The organism is Modestobacter sp. VKM Ac-2977 (assembly GCF_026968045.1).
Classification (GTDB): domain Bacteria; phylum Actinomycetota; class Actinomycetes; order Mycobacteriales; family Geodermatophilaceae; genus Modestobacter.
In genome coordinates this window covers 788,154-804,734 of the sequence record NZ_JAPVBQ010000002.1, presented here as the reverse complement: position 1 = coordinate 804,734, position 16,581 = coordinate 788,154, and the positions used below count along the sequence as shown (strand labels likewise).

The following is a 16,581-nucleotide window of genomic DNA, read 5'->3' as shown; positions in this document are numbered from 1 at the left end:
CCCCCACCCCCCGCAAGCTCGGGGCGGGCCCCTGAGAGGGCCGTCAGAAGCGGCGGAGGGGGCCGACCCGCATCACCGTGCTGAGCAGCGCCTCCATCGGGTGGCGCTGCGGCCGCTCGACCTCGGCCGGCCAGTCGGGGACGAGGTCCGGGTCGGCGTCGGCGGTCGCGACCTCCGCCACCCGGCCCTGCAGCCGGGCGCGCACCTCCTCGGGCGAGTAGGCCCGGCGGTGGCGTTCGTGGCGGAGCAGGACGGTGCCGGTCGCGGCAACGCCGACGATCCCGGCGACTCCGAGCAGCTTCGAGAGGCGCATGAGCCGTTACGGTAGTGGTGTGGCTCACTCTCGCGCTGGGTTCCGCACCTCGTCCGCCCGCGTCCTGCCGCTGCACGACGCCGTCGAGCTCACCCGGACCGGCGACGTCTGGGTCTTCCGAGGTGGGTCGGTGGCCGACCGGGCCATCCAGACCGTCACCAACGCCCCGGTCAACCACGTCGGCATGGCCGTCGTCATCGAGGACCTCCCGCCGCTGCTCTGGCACGCCGAACTGGGGCACTCCCTGGCCGACGTGTGGTCCGGCCGCCATCAGCGCGGGGTCCAGCTGCACGACCTGTCGGATGCGGTCTGCGTCTGGAAGAAGCGCTACGGCCAGCAGGCCTGGCTGCGCCAGCTGGTCGGCCCGGCCGACGACGGCGGGGTGCCCCGGGAGATGGAGGACGCCGTGCTGCGCACCATCGCCCGGCTCGACGGCAAGCCGTTCCCCACCACCCGGCACCTGGCCCACGGCTGGGTCAACGGCAAGCTGCGCCGGCACCAGACGAACGACACGGTCTTCTGCGCCGAGCTGGTCGCCACCACCTACACCGCGATGGGCCTGCTGCTGAAGAACCGGCCGCTCAACGCCTACGACCCGGGCAGCTTCTGGTCCGGTGACGACCTGCCGCTGGTCGACGCGGAGCTGGGCCCGGAGATCCAGGTGGACGTCCCGGCGGGGCCGCCCTGCGACTGAGCCGGCTCAGACCCGGACCCAGCGCTCCACGAGCGCCACGATCGCGTCCAGCTTGGCGGTCACGTCGGCGGAGTCGCCCAGTGACAGCACGGCGCGGTCGGTGTCGGCCCAGCGCAGCAGCCCGGTGTCGTCACCGAACTCGAAGCCCGCGGTCTCCTGGGGCTTCGCGCCGCGGTGGAAGACCAGCTGCAGGTGGTCGGCCGGGAACAGCCGGAAGGTCACCCGGTCCACCCCCCGGGCGCAGAAGCTCGGCGCCCGCCACTTCACGTGTTCGGTGAGCTCGGCGTCCGAGGCCATGATCGCCGCGCGGATCCGGCGGACGTCGTCGGCGCGCGGGTGGTCCAGGGTGGCGAGGAACTCCTCGACCGTCGGGTTCTGCGCCATGTGCCCAGCGTGCCTCATCCGCGGGTCCGGTCAGGTTCCGCCGGGCCGCCCGAGGACGTCGGCGGTCACCAGCCGGCCGCTCACCAGGTCCGCCGCCACCGAGTCGACCGAGCGGCCCGTGGCCCAGGCGTGCGCGCGCAGCACGGCCAGCGCGGTTGCCGCATCGACGTCCAGCGACGCGCTGAGCGACCCGACCGCGCGCCAGACGGCGGCACGGCGCACCGCGGCCGGGCTGTACAGCCAGTTCGGGCCCGCGGCGCCCGACCGCGCCGACCACGCGACGGCGTCGCTGAGCGCGCCGGACACCAGGTGGCCGATGGCGAGGGCGTCGAACACGTCCAGCCGCAGGACGTCGTCGGGGTCGACGAGGAAGAGGTCCAGCGCACCGGCGCCGGCCAGTGCGTTCGGGATCGGCAGGGACACGACGCCGCGGTAGGGGGTGGTGGCCACCAGCACGTCGGCGAACTCCGGCCACTGTCGGCGGAGGTCCTGCTCGGCGGCGAACACCGGTTCACCGGAGGCATGTGCCAGCAGGCAGGGGCCGGTGCCCACGGTGAACTGCAGCCGCTCGGCCCGGCCGGCCTCCGGTGAGCTCGCGCCCAGGGGGCAGCGGCCCCGGGTGCCGGTCAGCACGCTGAGACCGGCACCGTCGATCGCGAGCACCTGGACGGTGGCCCGGGCCAGCTGGTCGGGGAGCAGGTGTCCCTCGTCGTCCTCTGCCGCGGCCGCCTCCGCCGCGGCCGCGGCGGCGAAGCGCTGGGCCAGGGGCATGCCGGAGACGTGCCGCAGCGGGAGCCGCGGCAAACCGGTCAGCGGCGCGCCGGTGCCGGCGCGTGCTCGGGGACCGCCCCGTCCAGCCGCAGGACGCTGTCGTGCTCCTCGGCCACCGCCGGGTCGTGGGTCACGCAGACGACCAGCCGGCCCGCCAGCGCCCGGCGCAGGTCGGCCACCAGGGCGGCGGCCGTCGGCGGGTCCAGGTGGGCGGTCGGCTCGTCCAGCAGCACGACGTCCCGGTCGGCCAGCAGCGCCCGCGCCACCGCCAGCCGCCGCCGCTCGCCACCGGACAGCGAGGTGCCGCCCGCCCCGACCGGGGTGTCCAGCCCCGCGGGCAGGGTGGCCAGCAGCGCACCGAGCCCGGCGTCGGTCAGGGCCCGGCGCATCGCCTCCTCGCCGTCGGCTCCGGCCAGTTCGCCGCGGGGGCGGGCCAGCGCGAGGTTGGCCCGCAGCGGAGCGTCGAAGACGTGTGCCTCCTGCGGGCACCAGGCGATCGTGCCCTGCACGTCGGCCCGGGTCAGCCGGTCGGCCGGCACCGGGCGGCGTCCGTCGCCGAGGACGTAGGCGCCGGCCGCGGGGCGCAGCGAGGCCATCAGCACCGACAGCAGCGTCGACTTGCCCGACCCGGACGGGCCGGTGACCACCAGCCAGTCGGACCCGGCGGTGGCGACGGCGTCCAGGTCGCGCAGCACCGCCGGGCGTCCGGGCCAGCCGGCGGTGAGGTGCTCCAGCGCCAGTTCGCGCACCGGCCGCGGCGGGGCCATCCGCTCGGCCGGCGCCGGGTCGGCGGCCACCGGCTCGGCGAGCACGGACTCGACCCGGGCCCGCGCGTCGTGCCAGGCCAGCCGGTGCCGCCGCGCGGCGCCGAGTGCGATGAGCGACTCCAGCAGCGCCAGGGGCGCCAGCGCCAGGACGGCGGCGGTGGGTGCGGAGAGCTCCCCGGCGCGGACGCCGACGGCTGCGACGGCCAGCGCACCGACGGCGGCGGCACCGGTGGACAGCACCGCGAGTGCGTCGCCCAGCGCCGTGGCGGTGGCCCCGACCTGGGCCGCGCGACCCTGCCGGCGGCCCAGCCGGTCGAGCCGGTCGACGGCCTCGCCGGTGAGGCCGTGCGCCCGCAGGTCCCCGGCGGCCTCGAGGGCTGCGCTGGTCTCCCGCAGGGTCACCGTGCGCAGCTCTGCGGCGTGCCGTGCGCCGCCCCGGTCGGCCCAGCGGTGCACGCCGAGCACGCCCAGCACCGCGACCCCGACGAGCGCGGCGACCAGTGCGCCGGCCCGCGGGTCGAGCAGGGCCAGCACCGCCGTCGTCCCGACCAGGACGATGCCGGAGACCAGGGGCGGGGTGACCACCCGGACGGAGAGGTCCTGCAGCAGGCCGACGTCCCCGACGACCCGGGCCAGGGCCCGGCCGGGGGTGCGGTCGGCGGCCGGGCCCTGCGCGACCAGCGCGCGCCACACCTGCAGCCGGGTGGTCGACGCCAGCCGGAAGGCGGCGTCGTGACCGGCCAGCCGCTCCAGCCAGCGGAGTGCGGCGCGGGCCAGCCCGAAGCCGCGCACCCCGGCCGTGGCCACCAGCAGGGTGAGGATCGGCGGCTGCTCGGCGGCCCGGACGATCAGCCAGCCCGAGACCGCGATCAGCGCCACCGCCGACGCAGCCGACGCCGAGCCGGTGGCGACCGCCCGCACCACCGCCCGCCGCGGCCAGTTGAGACCGACCGTGCCACGGTCCGCCTCGGGAGCGGCGCCCGGCTCGGCGACGGCGGCGGGGAGCGGGGCGCCGGCGTCCTGGGTGCTGCCGGTGCGCTCGGGCGCCGGGACGCTGGTGAGCGGCGGCAGGGCGTCGGGGCCGGGGAGGTCGACGGCGCGGTCGGCGAGCGCGGCGAGCGCGGGGGAGTGCGTGACCAGCACGGTGCAGAGCGAGCCGCGCAGGCGGACCAGCAGCTCGGCGACCAGGGCGGTGCTCGCCGCGTCCAGCGACGCCGTCGGCTCGTCCAGCAGCAGCACCCGGGCCCCGCGCTGCACCCGGACGAGCGCCCGGGCCAGCGCGACCCGCTGCAGCTCGCCGGGGGAGAGGGTGCGGCAGGCGCGCTCGCGCAGGTGCCCGGCGTCGAGCCAGGCCAGCGCGGTGTCGGCCAGGTCGGTGGCCCATTCGTCGGGGACGTCGCCGGCGTGCCGGCGCAGCTCGTCGAGCACGGTGTCGGCGACGGTGTGCGGGAACTGCGGGACGACGGCGACGTCCGCAGGCGCCAGCACCACGCCGTCGACCTGCGCGGTGGCCCCGTCGAGGAGCTGGCCGGTCAGCACGGCGAGCACGGTGGACTTGCCCGACCCGCTCGGCCCGCGCAGGGCCACCAGCTCGCCCGGCGCCACCTCGAACGAGGCGCCGTCGACGGCCGGCCGGCCGCGGCCGGGGAAGGAGACGGTGAGGCCGTCGACGGTGACCCCGCGCAGCTGCCCGGCGGGCGGAGCGGCCAGCACCGGCCGGGGGGCGGGGGCGGCGAGCACGGCGCGGGCGGCGGCGGCGGCCTCGGCGGCGTCCTCGGAGGCGTGGTGCGCCGCGCCCAGTGCCCGCAGCGGCGCGAACGCCTCGGGGGCGAGCAGCAGGGCGAGCAGGCCGACGTCCAGGCCCATGTCCCCGTGCACCAGCCGCACGCCGACGGTCACCGCGACCAGCGCGACCGACAGGGTGGCGAGCACCTCCAGCACCAGCGAGGAGAGGAAGGCGATCCGGAGGGTGGCCAGCGTGCGCCGGCGGTGGGTCTCGCCGAGCTCGGCCAGGGCGGACAGCTGGTCGGCGGCGCGGCCCAGCCCGACCAGCACCGGCAGGCCGCGGACCAGCTCGGCGACGTGCCCGGCGATCCGGTCCAGCGCCCGGGCCGCCTCGACGGTCCGGTCCCGGGTGTGCAGCCCGACCAGCGCCATGAACAGCGGCACCAGCGGCAGGGTGAGCGCCACCAGCAGCGCGGAGAGCCAGTCGGTCAGGCCCAGCACCACCAGCAGCACCGGAGGGACGACGATCGTCTGTGCGATCGCCGGCAGGTAGGTGGCCAGCGCCGGACCCAGGTCGTGCAGCCGGGTGCTGGCGAGCACCGCGGCCGGCCCGGTGCCGCCGGCGGCCGCGACCGCCTCACCCTCGCCGGCCAGCAACCGGGTGAGCAGCCGGCGGCGCAGGGTGTCCTCGGCCCGCCGGGCATCCCGGGTGGCCAGCACGCTGCCCAGTCCGCCGGCGGCGGCCCGGATCCCGACGCCGAGCAGCGCCACGAGCAGCGACGTCCCCGGGGTGACGCCGTCGGCGACGTCCGCCACCGCCCGGGCGAGCCCGGCCGCGAGCAGGACCACGCCGACCGTCTGCCCGAGCGCGGCCACCGCGGCCCGCACCAGCGCCCCGGTCAGCCCGGGCACCCCGGCGAGCGCCCCCAGCGGCCCCCGCCCATCCGTGGGGCCAAAATCGCGACTTTGGCCCCTCCTGGGACGCGGGGTCATGCGCGCACCTGCTCCTCGGTGGCGTCGGCGTGCGGGGTCTCCGGGTCGGCGGTGAGCCGCTTGCGGAACACCCAGTAGGTCCAGGCCTGGTAGCCCAGCACGATCGGCAGCCCGATGCCGGCCGCCCAGGTCATCACGGTCAGCGTGTAGTCGCTGACCGAGGCCTCGGCGATGGTGACGTCGAAGGCCGGGTCGATGGAGGAGACGACGACCACCGGGTACACGGCGCCGAAGATCGTCGCCGCCGAGGCGAGCATGACGACCGCCCAGGCGCTGAAGGCCGGTCCCTCCCGGTCGACCCGGATGCTCGCCCAGGCGACCAGCACCGCCAGTGCGGCGACCAGCCACAGCACCGCGGTGACGGCGGTGCCCTCGCGCAGCTGCACCAGCCCGGCCCAGGCCAGCAGCGGCACCGCTGCGACCAGCGACCAGCGGCGGGCGAAGGCGCGCGCGGCCAGCCGCACCGGGCCCTCGGTCTTCAGCGCCAGGAAGACGGCGCCGTGCACCATCGAGTAGGCCAGCACGGCGACCCCGCCCAGCAGTGCGGACCAGGTGACGCCGGCGAACGCGCCGCCGACCCGGATGCCGTCGCCGTCGATCGGCAGGCCCAGCGTGGTGCCGCCCAGCGCCGCGCCGACCCCCAGGGCGGCGATGAGCGATCCGGTGACGATGACGTTGGTCCACGTGCTGTCCCACTGCTCGGTGTGGTGCGAGTGCCGCCACTCGAAGGCGACGGCCCGGATGATCAGGCCGAACAGCACCAGCACGAACGGCAGGTACAGCGCCGGCAGCCAGGTGGCGTACCAGCCGGGGAAGGCGGCGAAGACGGCGCCGGCCGCGGTGATCAGCCAGACCTCGTTGCCGTCCCACAGCGGGCCGATCGACCGGAGCATCAGGTGCCGGTCGGCCGGGCGGCGCCCGATCACGGGCAGCAGGGCGGCGACGCCGAAGTCGAAGCCCTCGAGCAGCAGGAAGCCGGTCCAGAGCACGGCGACCGCGGCGAACCAGAGTGTCTGCAGGTCCATGGAAGTGTCTCTCTCGGTCTCAGGGCCGGTCAGTAGGCGAAGGACAGGACGTCGTCGTCGTCGGCCCGGCGGGTGCTCGCGCTGCCCGGGGTGACGTCGGCGTCGGGGTCGCCGTCGGGGGTGTGGCCCGGGGTCGGGGCGCCGTCGCTGGTGGTGACCCCGCGGCGGACGAAGTTGACGATCAGCCAGAGCTCCACCACGGCCAGGGCGCCGTAGACCAGCGTCAGGGCGATCAGCGAGGTCCAGACCTCGGCCGCGCTGACGCCGGGGGAGACGGCCTGGGCGGTGAAGAAGTAGACCTGCTCCTCGCGCGGCACGTCGGGGTTCGGGTAGACGACGAAGGGCTGACGGCCCATCTCGGTGAAGATCCACCCCGAGGCGTTGGCGACGAACGGTGCGCCCACCGCGAGCAGCGAGCCGTAGACCCCGATCCTCGACGTCGGCACCCGGCCGCGCCGGGTCGCCCACAGGGCGTAGGCGGCCACGCCGGCCGAGACCATGCCCATGCCGATCATCAGCCGGAAGTTCCAGTAGGTGACCGCCAGCAGCGGCGTGTAGTCGATCGGCTCGCCGGCCTTGTCGCCGAAGGACGGGTCGTCGGGGTAGGTCGCCCCGTAGGCCGCCGCGTACTCCTCCTGCAGCTGGTTGACACCGGGCACCGCGGTCTCGAAGTCACCGTGCGCCAGGTAGGAGAGCAGCGCCGGGACGGTCCAGGAGTGGACGTCGTCGCACTCGTTGCTGCCGAGCTTGCCGAAGGCGAAGACCGAGAACGGCGCCGGCGCCTCGGTCTCGCAGAGCGCCTCGGCCGAGGACATCTTCAGCGGCTGCTGCTGGTACATCAGCTTGGCCTGGTAGTCGCCGGTGACCGCGACGAGCACGAACGCGATGAGGGAGGCGAACCCGCCGATCCGCACCGAGCGGCGCCACACGCTGTGGTCGACGTCCTCGGGGGAGAGACCGGCCAGCCGACGCTTGCGCAGGTGCCACAGGCCGATGCCGACCAGCAGTGCGGCGGCGACCATCAGCGCGCCGACGATGGTGTGGCTGAACGCGGCGATCGCGGTGTTGTTGGTCAGGACGGCGAGGAAGTCGACCTGCTCGGGCCGCCCGGTGGCGTCGTTGGTCACGACCCCGACCGGGTGCTGCATCCACGAGTTGGCCGCGATGATGAAGTACGCGCTGACGATCGAGCCGATCACCGCCGCCCAGAGCGCGGCGAGGTGCACCTTCTTCGGGATCCGGCCCCAGCCGAAGATCCACAGGCCGAGGAAGGTCGACTCGAGGAAGAAGGCCAGCAGGGCCTCGAGGGCGAGCAGCGACCCGAAGACGTCGCCGACGAACCGGCTGTACTCGCTCCAGGCGAGCCCGAACTGGAACTCCTGGACCAGCCCGGTGGCCACCCCGAGGACGAAGTTGATCAGGTAGATGCGACCCCAGAACCGGGTCATCCGCAGCCACTCGGGGTTGTCGGTGCGCACCCACATCGTGTGCATGACCACCAGCAGGATCCCGAGCCCGATGGTCAGCGGGACCATCATGAAGTGGTAGACGGTGGTGATCCCGAACTGCCAGCGCGCTACGTCCAGGACGTCCACGACTGTTGCCTCCCTGTCTCCTACGACGGCGCGTAGTCTTCTACATGTCGTAGAACTCATTTCTACGCTTCGTAGAACTTCTCGTCTACGACCCGCAGAGACCATCGGCTGTGAGACACCGGACAGAGGAGGGACCAATGGCCTCACTTGGTGAGTTGGAGCGCACACTCATGGACCGGCTGTGGGCGGCCGCCGGTCCGATCAGCGCGCCCGAACTGCAGGCCGAGCTGGCCGACCGCGGGCTCGCGCTGACCACGGTGCACACCGTGCTCAGCCGGCTGGAGCAGAAGGGCTTCGTCGTCCACGACGACCGGCGCCCCCGGCGCTTCGCCCCCCGGGCCACGCGCGAGGCGCACGCGGCCGAGCTCATGCACGAGGTGCTCGGCCAGGCGGGTGACCGGCAAGCAGCGCTGGCCCGGTTCGTCGGCAGCGTCGACGCCGAGGACGCCGCCATGCTCCGTGAACTGCTCGGCGGCGGCACAGCGGCCGGTCCGGACGCCACCGGCGTTCGCTGAGCGTGCTCCCGGCGACCGCCCTGGCGCTCGGCGTCCTCGCCGCGCTCCTCGCCTGGCCGGTGCCGGCCGCGCTGGCCCGGGCCCGCTGGCCCCGGCGTGACCCGCTCGCGGCCCTGGTCTGCTGGCAGGCGATCGGCCTGGCCGGTGGCCTGGCGATCATCGGCGCGCTGCTGGTGCACGGGCTCGCGCCCTGGGGGCACTCGCTCCCCGAGGCGTGGTGGCACTGGGTGACCCGGCAGCCCAGCGCCGAACCGGTGCGCGGTGACCACTGGGTCGCCCAGACCCTCGCCGCGGTGCTGACGCTGGAGCTGCTGGGGGTGCTCGCGCTCTCCGGCGTCCGCACCGCGCGCACCCGGCGGCGGCACCGCGCGCTGCTGGAACTGCTCGTCCGGCCCGGCGCGTCGTCGGGGGAGCGGGCGTCGGCGGAGGAGACGCTGCTGCTCGACCACCCCGCACCGGTGGCGTTCTGCATCCCCGGGGCGCGCCCGTTGCTGGTGCTCTCCTCCGGCATGGTGGCCGAGCTGGACGGTGCGCAGCTGGACGCCGTCGTGGCCCACGAACGGGCGCACCTGCGCGAGCACCACCACCTGCTGCTGCTGCCCTTCGTCGCCTGGCGGGCGGCGCTGCCGGTGCTGCCGGCGGCCGACCGGGCGCACGACGGGGTGCGCGACCTGGTCGAGATGCGCGCCGACGACGTCGCCCTGCGCTCGCTCTCCGGGCCGGACCCGCGGCGGACCCTCGCCGTCGCGATCGTGGCCGCCGCCGGTGGGGCAGGGGGCCAGGTGCCGGAGGGGGCGCTCGCGGTCACCGGGGGACCGGTCGCGGTCCGGGTGCGCCGGCTGCTCGCACCAGCGGACCCGCTGCCCACCCGGGCCCGCTGGGCCGCACTCGCCAGCGCGGTCGCCCTGCTCCTGGTGCCCACCCTGCTGTTGCTGCTCCCCGCGCTGCTCTGAGCCGGAGCGCGCAGCGGCCTCCGCTCGCCTAGCGTCAGCTCGATGGACGCAGCAGTGCTCACCGAGCCCGGCACCCCCACCTTCGACTCGTTCGACGAGCCCGCCGCCGGCCCCGGGCAGGTGGTGGTGGACGTCCGGGTCGCCGGGGTCAACCCGGTCGACGTCGCCATCGCCGCCGGCGCCTTCGTCACCAAGCCACCGTTCCCGTCCGTCGCCGGGCGCGAGGGCGTCGGCACGGTCGAGGGCCGGCGGGTGTACTTCAACGGCTGCGTCGCTCCGTTCGGCTCGATGGCGCAGCGCACGCTGGTACCGGCCGACTCGCTGTTCGACGTGCCCGAGGGGCTCGACGACGGGCTCGCGGTCGCCCTCGGCATCGCCGGGCTGGCAGCGTGGCTGCCGCTGCAGTGGCGGGCCCGGCTGCAGCCGGGGGAGACGGTGCTCGTGCTGGGGGCCAGCGGGGTGCTCGGCACGATCGCCGTCCAGGCGGCGAAGGTGCTCGGTGCCGGCCGGGTGGTCGCGGCTGCCCGGGACGCCGAGTCGCTCCGGCGGCTGACCGACCTGGGTGCCGACGCCACCGTCGAGCTCACCGGCGACGAGTCCACCGCAGCACTCGGCGAGCGGATCCGGGATGCGGCCGGTGGCGGGGTCGACGTGACCATCGACCCGGTCTGGGGTCAGCCTGCGCTGGCGGCCATGGCGGCTGCCCGGATGGGGATGCGGCACGTGCAGATCGGGCACTCGGCGGCGCCGGCGGCGGAGGTGGTCGCGGGCGGCTTCCGGGAGGCGATGGTCGACCTGCTCGGCTACACGACCCGGCACGTGCCGCAGGACGTCGTCGCCCGGGGCTGGGCCGAGCTCACCGGGCACGCCGCCGACGGCCGGATCGCCGTGGAGGTCGAGCGGGCACCGTTGGCCGACGTGGCCGCGGTCTGGCAGCGGCAGACCTCCTTCGCCCACCGCAAGCTGGTGCTCGAGCCCTGATCCACCGGCTCAGCGGCGCCGGTCGCGGAGCTCCTGACGGACGGCGTCCCGTTCGTCGCGGGCGTGCTCGGCGTCGGCGACGGCCTCGGCCAGGTCGTCCTGCAGCTGCACGATGACCTGGGCCGAGCCGAGCAGGTGGCCGTCGTCGAGGAGCACCCGCACCCGGGCGGCCAGCTGGAGCTGGTGCCGGGAGTAGCGCCGGTGCCCGCCGGGGGAGCGGTGCGGGTGCAGCACGCCGGAGGAGTCCAGGCTGCGCAGGAAGGCCGCCTGGACGCCGAGCAGGTCGGCCGCCTGGCTCATGGTGAGCACCGGGTGGTCGGGGTCGTCCAGGGGCTGGAGCGGGTCGGTGCTCATGGGTCCTCCGGAAGACGCCGGAGGGGCGGGACCGCTGGGTCCCGCCCCTCCCGGGTTGCTGTCGATCAGCTCTCGACGGAGGGCTGCTCACCCTCGATGGTGTGCGCCTCCACCGCGGCCGGGGTGTCCGCGCGGGTCACCGTGATCTTGCGGGCCTTGGCCTTCTCGGCGACCGGGATGCTCACCGTGAGCACGCCGTCGTGGTAGCTCGCCTCGAGCCGGTCGGTGTCCAGGCTGCGGCCGAGGACCAGCTGCCGGGTGTAGCTGCCGAACGGACGCTCGGCGACCTGCCACTGCGCGCCCTCGATCTGCGGCACCGACCGCTCGGCGCTGATGGTCAGCGTGGTGCCCTCGACCGACAGGTCGATCGAGCCGGGGTCGACGCCGGGCAGGTCGAAGTGGGCCACGAAGTTGTCGCCCACCCGGTAGGCGTCCATCGGCATGCCGGCCAGCGGGCGGGCGGTGGTCGTGCCGGATCGGCCGGTCAGCTGGTCCAGCGCGCGGAAGGCGGCGGACGTCGCGGCGAAGGGGTCGTAGGAAGTCAGCATCATGGCTGTGTACCTCCGGATGTCGTGCTGGTTCGGTCTTCTGATGTCGCCGCCTCTGACGAACCTCCAGCGGCAAGTGGAGATTACCTCGGCTGCGCAGGAGAGTGAACGCAGCCGCTGCAAAAATCTTCCAGCGGCCGCTGAAGATCTGGCCGGGTGAGGTCGCAGTGCACGGCTTGTGGTCGCTCTGCAAGGGCTGCAGACCGTGCAATGCGTCCGGACCACGTGCAGTGCGCACGTGTCGCGGCGTTCGACCCGAGGGCCACAGGGTTTCGGTCGGTTGTAACGCCCGGACATGTCTGCGGTGAGAGGGTCGCGCACCGCGGACCCCGATCCGGAGGGCGACAGGATGAACCACCAGGACGACGGGCGGCTGGACGCACTGCTGCGCTCCGCCGCGGCGGAGGACCCGGGGAACGACGAGCAGCTCTTCGCCGAGGCGTGGTCGAGGGTGCAGACGGCGATGCGTGCCGGCACGTCTACCGGCGACGACCTGCAGCAGCGACGACTGGCGCTGATCGGTGACCGGCAGGTGGCCGCCCGCCGTCGGCGCCGGGCGACCCGCCTGGCGACCGCAGCGCTGGTCGTCGCGGTGGCCGGCGGTGGCACCGCGGCAGCAGCCGAGTTCCTCTCGACCAGGACCGGCGAGGAGCTGACCGGCTGGGAGGTGGGGGCCGGGGGGTCGGGCGAGATGCTCGACCGAGGAGGCGCGGATCTGCGGCAGGTGGTCGAGGAGGTCACCGCCGACATCGCCTTCGCACCCGGCTACGAAGCCCAGCGCGGCCTGGCGCTGGACTTCCACGGTCGTGCGGAACCCGGCGCAGCCATCACGGAGAGCCATCTGCGCTCGTCGATCGCCGGCGCCGCGGTCTGCACGTGGGCCGATGCGTGGGTGGCCGCCGACGACACCGGTGACGCCGCGGCGCGCGCGGCGACGGCGGAGGTGCTCGCCGACGCGGTGTCCTGGGAGCCCTTTCTCACCTTCGCGGAGGACCACGGCGAGCCCCGCCCGGCGGACTCGGCGCCAGATCGGTCCACCTCCTACCGGTGGTGGCTCCGTCCGCTCGCCGAAGCCGCTGATTCGGGGGATCGCCAGGCCGTGCTGGACACGGTGGCGGAATCCCACGCGTGCTCCTACGACGTCCTGCCGGTCATCGACGCGGACCCCGGCTACCGCTACCACGGTGTGCGATGAGCGACGAGCAGGCGCAGTTCGAGACGCTGTTCCTCGACACCCGCGCACCGTTGCTGGGCTACCTGACCCGGCGTGCGCCGGCCGAGGACGCCGCCGACCTGCTCGCCGAGGTCTACCTGATCGCCTGGCGGCGTCGTACCGACCTGCCTTCCGGGGGCGAGCGCCGGCTGTGGCTGTACGGGGTGGCCCGGCGACTGATCGCTGCCCATCACCGCGCCGTCCTGCGGTCGGCCGAGTCGGGGGCTGACGTCCTCGAGGAGCAACACCCGAGCGGCCCGACGTCCGACGACCGGCGGGCCGAGGTGGTGCGGCTGGTCCTGGAGACCCTCAGCGACCTGGATCGGGAGCTGGTCACGCTGACGACCTGGGAGGGGCTGAGCCCGGCGGAGGCCGCGAGCGTCGTCGGCATCACTGCGGGGACGGCGCGGGTGCGACTGCACCGGGCCCGCAGCCGGCTGGCCCGCCACCCGCGCTTGCAGGAGTTGCTCGACGACCCGGACGGCGGGTCGCCTGCCGTGCCTGCACCGCTGACCACCGGATCGGTCCGGGCCTGACGATCAGGTCGATCATCGGCGAGTGGCTGCCCGACCCGCCGCAGGGGGCAGCCGTTCGCCGATGATCAACTGGGCGGGTGACCCTCAGTACTGCCAGCGGACGGCGGCGGTGAGCTCTTCCGGCGACGTCCCCGCGAAGAGGGCGATCTCCCCTCGCCGCACCTCGGCGATCGTGGTCGCCAGCTCCGGACCGAAGGCGGTGAGGAGCACGCCGTCCCCCTCGAAGGCGGTCACCGCCTCCTCCAGCGAGGTCGGCAGTGCGACGATCCCCGCCTCCCGTCGTCCCTCCTGGGTCAGCGTGCCGGGGTCGATGGCGACCGGGTCGGGGAGGACGGAGCCGGCCCGCAGTCCCGCCTGGCCGGCGGCGAGCAGCCCGGCCAGCAGCAGGTACGGGTTGGCCGCGCTGTCGACGCACTTGACCTCGACGTTGGCCGCGGCCTGTCGGTTGCCGCTCGGCCCGGTGACGAAGCGGACGGCGGCCTCCCGGTTCTCCAGACCCCACACGGCGTAGGCGCCGGCCCAGTGCGAGGGCACCAGGCGCAGGTAGGAGGCGACGCTCGGGCAGCCGACGGCGAGCAGCGCGGGCAGGTGGGCGAGCATCCCGGCCGTGAACCCCTCGCCGTCCTCGGTCAACCCGAAGGTCCCGGGCCCGCCGTTCATCAGGTTCTCCGTCCCGCGCCACAGCGACAGGTGCACGTGGCCGCCGTTGCCCACCCCGTCGGCGGTCACCTTGGGGGAGAACGACGCGCGCAGCCCGTGCGCGATGCTGACCGCCTGGATGGTGCTGCGCACCAGGAGCGAGGTGTCGGCGGCGGCGACCGGGTCCTGCGCGGCCACCGACACCTCCAGCTGACCGGCGGCGTACTCCGGGTGGAACTGGTCGACCGCGACACCCTGGGCCTCCAGTGCCTCCAGCAGGTCCCGCGCGTAGTCGGAGACCTCGATGTGCCGGGTCATGCCGTAGGCGGGCCCGGCGAGCGCCGGCCGGAAGGTGCGGGGGTCGGAGCCAGGTGGCCCCGCACCCTCGCCGAGCGCCCACTCGACCTCGATGGCGGCCTGCACGCTCAGCCCCTCCTCGGCGAGCTCACCGACCAGCCGGCGCAGCAGCGAACGCGAGCACTGCACGTGCGGTGCGCCGTCCTGCGTGTACCGGTCGACCGGCGCCCACGCCCAGCCGTCCTGAGCGGCAAGCACCCGGAGTCCGGACAGGTCGGGGTGCAGCCGCAGGTCGCCGATCGCACTGCCGGCGTGGGTGCCCGCGACGATGGAGTCGTCGACCAGGAAGCCGTCGAAGACCTGGCTCATGCCCGCGCCCCACTGGGCGGCGCTGGGCAGCTTCGCCAGCGGCACGGACTTCATCCGGGTGATGCCGCTGGTGTCGACCCAGGGCAGGACGACGCCGACCACCCCCGCACTCGCCAGGTCGTCCAGCACCGCCTCGGCCGCGGCCCGTCGCTCGTCCCGCTCGTGCAGTTCCATGTGCCCTCCGGTGTCGGTCGGGTCGCGCTCGGTCCGTGCTGTGCTCAGTCCGTGCTGCGGTCGGGTGGGTCGAAGGAGACGTGCACCGTCTCGAAGCCCTTGGTCCGCTGGGCCTTGGCCATGCCGGTGTAGCTGCGCCGGTCGCCGGGGGTGAGGTCGACGTCGTCGGTGAACGGGGTGAGCAGTGCCCGCGGCCAGAGCCGGTTGACCCGCACCACGTTGATCTCCACGCACAGGACGCCGACCACCGCGGCCAGGTACAGGAACGCGAGCAGGCCGAGGACCAGGGCGAAGACGCCGTTGGTGGCGCTCGCCGTGGTCATGACCCGGCTGACGTAGGTGACCCCGAAGGTCTGCAGCAGCTGCCACAGCACGGCGGCGATGAACGCCCCCGGGAGCACCTGGCGGATCGTCAGGGGTCGGGCGGTGGCCAGTCGGAAGGCGAACACGAAGACGGCGGCGTTGATCAGCACCGACCCGACGACGGTCAGGACCCGGGACGTCCCGCCCATCGAGCCGGCGTGGCCGGCGGTGAAGGTCGCCAACGCCGTCGTCCCGATCACCGCGAGCCCGGCGGTCGCGACCAGCAGCAGGCTGAGGCCGCGGGCCAGGAACGGGTTCGGCCGGCTGTTGCGCGGCACTGCCCAGGCGGTGTTCATCGCGTACTGGATCGCCTGGGCGACTCCGAGGGCCCCGTACAGCGAGCCCAGGATGCCGACGACCACCCCGAGCACGCCGCCGCTGAGGCCCCGTGGCTCCCCGATCTGCTGGCCGACCACGGGGAACTGGCTCACTGCCGACTCGAGCAGCTGCTGCTGCAGCTCGGGGTCGTTCACCAGGACGTTGCTCAGGATGGTCGAGAACAGCAGCAGCAGCGGGAACAGCGAGACGAAGGCGTAGTAGGTGATCAGCGCGGCGAGGTAGGGGCCGGAGTCGTCGACGTACTTGTAGATGACGGCGATGGGGAACCCAGCCGCGCGGCGCCGGCGCTGCAGCCGGTCGAGCTTCTCGACAACGGACACCGCGGCAGTGGATCACGGCATCCTGGTTGCGCACCACGCGAAGTCGGCCGTGCGTGCACCCCGGCCACGAGGTGACGGCGTGGCTCAGCTCGCCGGGGTGTGCCCGCGCATCGCGAGCCAGGCGGCGGCGAGCTCGCGGGCTCGCTGGATCGCGTCTCCCGCGTGGAGCTCCGGGGTGGTCCACTCCCGCGCCGAGCGGGCCAGTGCGCCGTCGTAGCAGAGCATCAGGGTGGCGGCGGCCTCGTCCGGGTCGGTCAGGTCGGCGGCGACGGACAGCTCCCGCAGTCGGTCGGTCAGCAGCCGGGAGTCCGCCTGCAACCACGCCTGGCCCGGGTGGTCGGCCGGTAGTTCGGTTGCCGCGGCGAGGAACCCGCACCCGCGCCTGCTGCCCTCGCGTTCGCGGTACCGGACCACGGCGTCGAAGAGCGACAGCAGCCGGTCGACCGGGTCGGTGCGCTCGGCGAGCACCTCGTCCCAGGTCCGGCCCCACACCTCGTACCGCTGCTCCAGGTAGGCCGCCACCAGCCCGTCCTTGCCGGCGAAGTGCGCGTACATCGTCGCCGGGGCGACCTGTGCGCGGGCGAGCACCGCGTCGACCCCGGTCGCGGCGATGCCGGACTCGTAGAAGAGCTCGCCGGCGGCGGTGAGCAACCGCTCGCGAGCCGGCTGGGTCGCGGGACGTGGGGTCATGCGTCTACTGTAACGCTCGTTAT

Annotated in this window: 17 protein-coding genes; 6 read left to right on the top strand and 11 right to left on the bottom strand. The window is 74.6% G+C overall.

Annotated elements, in window-relative coordinates:
• Window positions 1–43 precede the first annotated feature (43 nt).
• Entirely contained in the window at window positions 44–313 is a 270-nt protein-coding gene (locus tag O2V63_RS11475) for a hypothetical protein (protein ID WP_036337054.1), read from the bottom strand.
• Window positions 314–332: 19 nt separating this feature from the next.
• Here O2V63_RS11475 and O2V63_RS11470 point away from each other — a divergent pair, with 19 nt between their 5' ends.
• Window positions 333–1,007 (top strand): hypothetical protein, encoded by a 675-nt coding sequence (locus O2V63_RS11470; RefSeq protein ID WP_269167649.1) that lies wholly within the window; start codon window positions 333–335, stop codon window positions 1,005–1,007.
• 6 nt (window positions 1,008–1,013) lie between these two features.
• Here the strand turns inward: O2V63_RS11470 and O2V63_RS11465 are convergent, their stop codons facing one another.
• From O2V63_RS11465 to O2V63_RS11445, 5 genes are read right to left on the bottom strand one after another with little or no spacing between them, the layout of a single operon-like run.
• Entirely contained in the window at window positions 1,014–1,391 is a 378-nt protein-coding gene (locus O2V63_RS11465; RefSeq protein ID WP_269167648.1) for a DUF1801 domain-containing protein, read from the bottom strand.
• Between the two features lie 30 nt (window positions 1,392–1,421).
• The gene (locus O2V63_RS11460) at window positions 1,422–2,162 is read right to left on the bottom strand and encodes an ANTAR domain-containing protein (protein WP_269167647.1); all 741 of its coding nucleotides are present in this window, start codon (window positions 2,160–2,162) and stop codon (window positions 1,422–1,424) included.
• A gap of 38 nt (window positions 2,163–2,200) precedes the next feature.
• On the bottom strand, window positions 2,201–5,647 hold the full coding sequence (cydC, locus tag O2V63_RS11455; RefSeq protein ID WP_269167646.1) for a thiol reductant ABC exporter subunit CydC: 3,447 nt from the start codon (window positions 5,645–5,647) through the stop codon (window positions 2,201–2,203).
• Window positions 5,644–6,672, bottom strand: a complete 1,029-nt coding sequence (cydB, locus tag O2V63_RS11450) for a cytochrome d ubiquinol oxidase subunit II (protein WP_269167645.1) — start codon at window positions 6,670–6,672, stop codon at window positions 5,644–5,646. The genes cydC and cydB overlap by 4 nt, the downstream gene beginning before the upstream one ends.
• A gap of 29 nt (window positions 6,673–6,701) precedes the next feature.
• Window positions 6,702–8,267 carry a cytochrome ubiquinol oxidase subunit I gene (locus tag O2V63_RS11445; RefSeq protein ID WP_269167644.1) on the bottom strand — a complete coding sequence of 522 codons (1,566 nt, stop codon included), beginning with the start codon at window positions 8,265–8,267 and terminating at the stop codon, window positions 6,702–6,704.
• Window positions 8,268–8,422: 155 nt separating this feature from the next.
• Here O2V63_RS11445 and O2V63_RS11440 point away from each other — a divergent pair, with 155 nt between their 5' ends.
• Genes O2V63_RS11440 through O2V63_RS11430 form a run of 3 tightly spaced genes read left to right on the top strand, consistent with a single transcriptional unit; the run spans window position 8,423 to window position 10,716 of the window.
• The gene (locus O2V63_RS11440) at window positions 8,423–8,782 is read left to right on the top strand and encodes a BlaI/MecI/CopY family transcriptional regulator (protein ID WP_269167643.1); all 360 of its coding nucleotides are present in this window, start codon (window positions 8,423–8,425) and stop codon (window positions 8,780–8,782) included.
• Between the two features lie 2 nt (window positions 8,783–8,784).
• On the top strand, window positions 8,785–9,735 hold the full coding sequence (locus tag O2V63_RS11435; RefSeq protein ID WP_269167642.1) for a M56 family metallopeptidase: 951 nt from the start codon (window positions 8,785–8,787) through the stop codon (window positions 9,733–9,735).
• 42 nt (window positions 9,736–9,777) lie between these two features.
• Window positions 9,778–10,716: a quinone oxidoreductase family protein gene (locus O2V63_RS11430; protein ID WP_269167641.1), complete on the top strand. Its 939-nt coding sequence runs from the start codon at window positions 9,778–9,780 to the stop codon at window positions 10,714–10,716.
• Window positions 10,717–10,725: 9 nt separating this feature from the next.
• On the opposite strand, the gene O2V63_RS11425 is transcribed toward O2V63_RS11430, so the two are convergent.
• Together O2V63_RS11425 and O2V63_RS11420 are read right to left on the bottom strand one after the other, a co-directional pair.
• The gene (locus O2V63_RS11425) at window positions 10,726–11,070 is read right to left on the bottom strand and encodes a helix-turn-helix domain-containing protein (RefSeq protein ID WP_166755593.1); all 345 of its coding nucleotides are present in this window, start codon (window positions 11,068–11,070) and stop codon (window positions 10,726–10,728) included.
• A gap of 65 nt (window positions 11,071–11,135) precedes the next feature.
• The gene (locus O2V63_RS11420) at window positions 11,136–11,618 is read right to left on the bottom strand and encodes an Hsp20/alpha crystallin family protein (RefSeq protein WP_269163829.1); all 483 of its coding nucleotides are present in this window, start codon (window positions 11,616–11,618) and stop codon (window positions 11,136–11,138) included.
• 349 nt (window positions 11,619–11,967) lie between these two features.
• Between O2V63_RS11420 and O2V63_RS11415 the strand changes: the two genes are divergently transcribed.
• Together O2V63_RS11415 and O2V63_RS11410 are read left to right on the top strand one after the other, a co-directional pair.
• Window positions 11,968–12,813, top strand: a complete 846-nt coding sequence (locus O2V63_RS11415) for a hypothetical protein (protein ID WP_269167640.1) — start codon at window positions 11,968–11,970, stop codon at window positions 12,811–12,813.
• The gene (locus O2V63_RS11410; protein WP_269167639.1) at window positions 12,810–13,367 is read left to right on the top strand and encodes an RNA polymerase sigma factor; all 558 of its coding nucleotides are present in this window, start codon (window positions 12,810–12,812) and stop codon (window positions 13,365–13,367) included. The genes O2V63_RS11415 and O2V63_RS11410 overlap by 4 nt, the downstream gene beginning before the upstream one ends.
• A gap of 84 nt (window positions 13,368–13,451) precedes the next feature.
• Here the strand turns inward: O2V63_RS11410 and O2V63_RS11405 are convergent, their stop codons facing one another.
• The 3 genes from O2V63_RS11405 to O2V63_RS11395 form a co-directional block, all read right to left on the bottom strand.
• Window positions 13,452–14,846, bottom strand: coding sequence for a glutamine synthetase family protein (locus O2V63_RS11405; protein WP_269167638.1), 1,395 nt, complete (start codon window positions 14,844–14,846; stop codon window positions 13,452–13,454).
• A gap of 44 nt (window positions 14,847–14,890) precedes the next feature.
• Entirely contained in the window at window positions 14,891–15,868 is a 978-nt protein-coding gene (locus O2V63_RS11400; RefSeq protein WP_269167637.1) for a YihY/virulence factor BrkB family protein, read from the bottom strand.
• Window positions 15,869–15,952: 84 nt separating this feature from the next.
• A complete protein-coding gene (locus O2V63_RS11395; RefSeq protein WP_269167636.1) occupies window positions 15,953–16,558 on the bottom strand; it encodes a TetR/AcrR family transcriptional regulator in 606 nt (201 codons plus the stop codon).
• Between the last annotated feature and the right edge of the window lie 23 nt (window positions 16,559–16,581).